The 2,033-nt window shown below is 56.0% G+C and carries 2 protein-coding genes; one reads left to right on the top strand and one right to left on the bottom strand.

Annotation, left to right across the window (positions count from 1 at the left end):
- A partial coding sequence (locus VFS25_RS07865; RefSeq protein ID WP_414647707.1) for an ABC transporter permease occupies window positions 1-264 on the top strand: 264 nt, incomplete at its 5' end.
- Between the two features lie 6 nt (window positions 265-270).
- Here the strand turns inward: VFS25_RS07865 and VFS25_RS07860 are convergent.
- Window positions 271-2,033, bottom strand: a 1,763-nt coding sequence (locus VFS25_RS07860; RefSeq protein WP_326461579.1) for a hypothetical protein, incomplete at its 5' end; no start/stop codon positions are given.

Here is a 2,033-nt window from a genome sequence, read left to right as displayed (position 1 = left end):
CTGGGGGCCAGCGCGGCCAACATTGCCGCTATGCTAAGCAGGGACTTTATAGTACTGGTTGCCATTGCGCTGGTAGCAGCTACACCACTGGCATGGTATGGCATGCACCGCTGGCTGGAGAACTTTGCCTACCGCACCAATATTGCCTGGTGGATATTTGCGGCAGCAGGCCTTTCCGCCATGCTGATTGCACTTTTAACGGTGAGCTTCCAGGCCGTAAAGGCAGCTGTAGCCAATCCCGTAAAGAGCTTACGTACCGAATAATTACTGTTACGGCATCGGCTTTAACCCCTCCCACTTTACCTGCCACTTCCCGTTTTTGGGAAAGCCCGGCGCATCGGGGCCGGTATAGCCATCCCACCCTGCGCACATTATGGCAATGGCAGAAAGCAGGGCGCCGTTACCGGGCAGGTATATACGTAAATTATCGCGCTGGTAATTATGCCCGTTGGGCAGGAAGGTATTTTTGGTTACCTGCTTCATTAACACATCTATGGCAGCTTCGGGCTGTCCCAGGCGGGTGGCCGCCATAGCCACCAAAGGATAGTCCCATCCCCAGGTTTCTTCCCAGTTCCATGATTGCAATATTTTACGGAAAGTACGCAGCATGATAGCGCTGTCCACCTCCGGCCCGGGTGGTATAAAACCATCCATGCCTAATACAGCCGGGTGGTCTGTCATATAACGGGGATTAGTATACGAATCCGGCGCGCTGGCCGTGGCCAGGTACAGGCTATCCTTTGAAGTGGCATAGGGCGCCAGCTTTGCGATAACGCTGTCCCACTCCGGCTGTGGGTTCATATTCAGGCGTTTGCGCCATTGCTGCGCGGTACGCAGGCCCCACCGCCAGTAAGCCAGCTCAAAGGAAGGGTTCATGGTAGTAGCCTGGTCAAAGCGCTCCTGCGCAGGTATGAGCGCAGGTCCCAGCATGTACTGATGCTTAACGGTATCGTACCAGGAATAGGATGCCATGAAATCCGCAGTGGCAAATACCAGGTCTTTATAGTGCTGCAGGGTGGCGTTATCAGGATGGTCGCGGTAGCACAGCTCCGCCATATAAATAAAATGCGGCTGCTGCCAGATGAGAAAAGGTCCTATAGGCGAAGGGCTTTCTGTGCCGGAAGGGTCTGTCATCTTGGGCCAGCGAACGCCGTTGTAGCCCTGCTTCACCGCGGTTTCCCGCGCCTTGTTCTTTATGCCGGCATACCAGGCCAGGCTTTTTTCCAGCAGCTCGGGGCGGCTCCACAATGCAAAATGCGCGGCGTGCCACCAGTGCATTTCCAGGTGAAATTTGCCGTACCAGCTGTTATAGGTAAGCCCTGTTTCCTGCGGCGGCGTGTTGCCTGCGCATTGTATGCGGGTAAGATATTGCGATAGTACAATGCGGCGCTCCAGCTTCGCCGCCCGTGGATCAGTGCTGCCGGAAAGGTCTACAGCGCCGCCTCTTTCCCAGAAATTTTGCCAGTCCTCCTGGCTGTCGCCCCAGATATGCCGGAAGGCCTGGCTGCTGATGCGTTGTTCAGCCGCGGTAAACAGGTTAGCCGCAGGCCCGCTTTGACCGGCCCCCCGTACTTTTGACGGCGATGCGGGCGTAAACAGGCAGCTGAAGGCCAGGGTTTCATCTTCTCCCAGGGGATTTAAAACATAATCATGCGGAGCTTTGCGCTGCAGCGCTTCATCACCATTCCATTGCAGTATAACCTGGTAATAGGTTTTATCCAGCTGGCGCTCAAACAGCACCTGCCGGTCGTTCAGGTACTGGTAGGTAGTGCTATGCTTATCCGGGTGGTCGTAGTCCGGCGTGCCTTCCCAGTCGCCGCCGGGGTAAGGAAAACGGATATGTATGCCCAGGCGGTGCTGTGCCACCAGCGGCGACTGCACATTGGCGGCCACCATATCCAGCTGCGGGTGGCATACGGTGCGTACCCTTACAGGCTCGCCTTCCACCTCAAAATAGCTGTTTATTTCACCGTCCCACAGGTCCAGCTCCTGGCGGATGTTCTTTATATCATCCATCTGCGCCGGCATGCCGT

This window comes from Chitinophaga sp. (genome assembly GCF_035761305.1).
Lineage (GTDB): Bacteria > Bacteroidota > Bacteroidia > Chitinophagales > Chitinophagaceae > Chitinophaga.
This window is presented reverse-complemented; position numbering and strand designations above follow the sequence as displayed.